The organism is Gordonia desulfuricans NBRC 100010 (assembly GCF_001485495.1).
GTDB classification, from domain to species: domain Bacteria; phylum Actinomycetota; class Actinomycetes; order Mycobacteriales; family Mycobacteriaceae; genus Gordonia; species Gordonia desulfuricans.
In genome coordinates, this window is sequence record NZ_BCNF01000203.1 from 1 (window position 1) to 2,768 (window position 2,768).

Here is a 2,768-nt window from a genome sequence, read left to right on the forward strand (position 1 = left end):
GCGGCCGACGACCTGCGTGCGCGCGCGGTGCGCCGATCCCGCGCGGTGTGGTGGATCCTCGTCGCCGCCGTGGTCGTCGCGATCGCTCTGGCCGCCACCGCCATCGGCTATGCGATCTCCGATGCCCGCGCCGACGGTCGGGCCGAGACCCGCGACGACGTCCTCGACGCGGCACGGTCGGCGGCCACCACCATGCTCGCCGCCGACCCGGCACATGCCGACCGATACGTCCGCGACGTCCTCGCGCTGAGTACCGGTGCCCAGCACGACCGGCTCGAGCGTGCACAGGCCGCACTCACCGCGGCCGTCGCCGCCCAGCCCGGAGCGAGCACCGGCCGGGTGATCGCCGCGGGGCTGGCGACCGACCCGCCGTCGGACGATCCGGGTGCCGCCGCGGATGTGCTGCTGGTGGCCGAGGCGTCCAATCCCGAACTCGTCGGCGGCGACCCCGGCGCCGAACGGATCACGTTGACGTTCACCATGACCTGCGTCGACGGGAACTGGCTGGTCGGATCGGTGGTGCCGGGATGAGTCCTCGGATGTGGTCCACCCGATTGCGGCGGGGCGAGCGTCGCCGGCTTCGCGTGGCCGTGCTGGTCGTCGTGGTCGCGCTGATCATCGCGGCACTGGGCTGGGTGATGGCGGTCCGGTCGGCGCCGCAACCCGACGACGCCGAGCGTGCCGCGGTGTCGGCGGCGGCATCGGAGGCGGTGTCGGCGCTGCTCACCGTGACCGGCGGACGGGCCCAGGACGCGGCGGCGGTTCGCGCCCACCTCACCGAACCGTTGCTCACCCGGTACGAGAGTCAGGGCGCCGACCTGGTGGCACCCGGTGCGGTCGCCGCGGGCGCCACGGCCTCGGCGCAGGTGGTGGGCGTCGGGGTGCACGAGTACGGGCCCGAGCGGGCACGGCTGCTAGTCTTCGTCGATCAGGTGATCGATGTCACCGGAAAGGCGGAGGGTGGTGTACCGCTCACTGGGCATACACCTTCCGCAAAGTGGGTGGTCATGGCTAAGGTGAACGGAACCTGGCTGATGTCCGACCTGCTTCCGGTCGGCGACATCACCCGTTGACCTGGGGGAATGCCGCGTCGATGCGCCGGCACACGACGAGAGGATCTCGACGACGATGAGCGATTCCGGAGCCGGTGTGGTCGTGGTGGGGGCGGGGCTCGGGGCCATCCGCGTCGCCGAGAACCTGCGAACCGGCGGATACACCGCGCCGATCACCCTGGTCGGCGACGAACCGTACGCCCCGTACGACCGTCCGCCGCTGTCGAAGTCGGTGCTGCTCGGCAAGGACGACCGGCCCGACCTCAAGGCCGACGAGTTCTACGCCGACTCGCAGATCACCCTGCGCCTGGGCACCCGGGTCACCGCGGTCGATCCGGCCGCCAAGACGGTCACCGTCGACGACGGCTCCGAGACCGCGACCCTCGGCTACGACGCACTCGTCCTGGCCACCGGACTCACCCCGCGACCCTTCCCGGGCGCCGAGAACGTCGATGGCGTGCACGTGCTGCGCACCTTCGACGACGCGGTGACCCTGCGCGAGGAGATCGACGGCGCGCGGACCGCAGTGGTCATCGGGGCCGGCTTCATCGGCTGCGAGGTGGCCTCGAGTCTGACCGAACGCGGCCTGACCGTCGCCCTCGTCGAACCCGCCCCCACGCCGCTGGCCGCCGCACTCGGTGAGCAGATCGGCGCACTGGTCACCCGGATGCACATCGCCCGCGGGGTGGACGTGCGCACCGGTGTCGGCGTCGCCGAGATCGTCGTCGGCGACGAGGGTGCGGTGCGTGCGGTGCGGCTGACCGACGGCAGCGAGTTGTCGGCCGACATCGTCGTCGTGGGCATCGGATCGATTCCGGTCGTCGGCTACCTGGACGGCTCGGGAATCGACCTCGCACCGCGCGAGGCCGGGGGCGGTGTGGCCTGCGACAGCGTCGGGCTCACCGGTGCCGCCGACGTCTACGCCGTCGGAGATGTGGCGAATTGGCGTGACGCCGAGGGTGTTCCACACCGCGCCGAGCACTGGAACCACACCGTCGACCAGGCGGCGATCGTCGCCCGCGAGATCGTCGGCGACCCCGAGGCCACCGCCATCACTGCCTCCGTCCCGTACTTCTGGAGCGACCAGTTCGGCCTCAAGATCCAGGTTCTCGGCAGCCCGACCGCCGACGACACCGTGCACGTCGTCGACGACGACGGTACCAAGTTCCTCGCCTACTACAGCCGCGACGGACTGCTGACCGGCGTCGTCGGCGCCGGCAAGGTCGGTGCGGTGATGAAGACCCGCCCCAAGCTGCAGAACCCGACGCCCATCACCGACGTCGTCCCGGCCGGGTAATCGCCTCGGAGGTGGTCACGCACCGAGTCCGCCCGGTGGGGGCGACTCGACTTGTCGCTGAGCTCCTCGGCGGCTCAACCATCTTGTGCTGGTTGATGATTGAGCCGGGACCGAGCCCGAAGGGCGAGGACCCGTGTCGAAATCTCTGTGGGTGGCGTCGGGTGGGTGGACACCTCGAAGGTGGGCCCGCACCGAGTCGGGCCCGGCGGGGCTTCCGGATCGATCAACATTGTTGGTGTGCCATCTGTTTCGGGTGGTTTCGTGCACGACCTATCGCCCTCAGAAAGGTGGCGGGTTCTCGTCGTCCCAACGTTGTTGGGCGCGGTCGGCTCGGCGGCGGCGTTGCCGGTGGATGCTGTCGGTCTTGCGGCGGGCGGGGTGGTCGGGTGGTTTGTCGGCGAGGCCGATGAGTCCGGGGA

Annotated in this window: 3 protein-coding genes; all 3 read left to right on the forward strand. The window is 70.9% G+C overall.

What is annotated here, in order from left to right; genetic code table 11:
* Positions 1 to 531: hypothetical protein (locus tag GD1_RS25140; RefSeq protein WP_059039997.1), on the forward strand; the 531-nt coding region annotated here is incomplete at its 5' end.
* Between the two features lie 8 nt (positions 532 to 539).
* Positions 540 to 1,073 carry a hypothetical protein gene (locus tag GD1_RS23800; protein ID WP_059040000.1) on the forward strand — a complete coding sequence of 178 codons (534 nt, stop codon included), beginning with the start codon at positions 540 to 542 and terminating at the stop codon, positions 1,071 to 1,073.
* Positions 1,074 to 1,128: 55 nt separating this feature from the next.
* Positions 1,129 to 2,349, forward strand: a complete 1,221-nt coding sequence (locus GD1_RS23805) for an NAD(P)/FAD-dependent oxidoreductase (protein ID WP_059040002.1) — start codon at positions 1,129 to 1,131, stop codon at positions 2,347 to 2,349.
* Positions 2,350 to 2,768: the final 419 nt, after the last annotated feature.

Excerpts from the sequence above, each read along its gene's own strand:
- GD1_RS23800 (WP_059040000.1), top strand. The coding sequence starts at position 540 with ATGTGGTCCACCCGATTGCGGCGGGGCGAGCGTCGCCGGCTTCGCGTG.
- GD1_RS23805 (WP_059040002.1), top strand. The coding sequence starts at position 1,129 with ATGAGCGATTCCGGAGCCGGTGTGGTCGTGGTGGGGGCGGGGCTCGGG.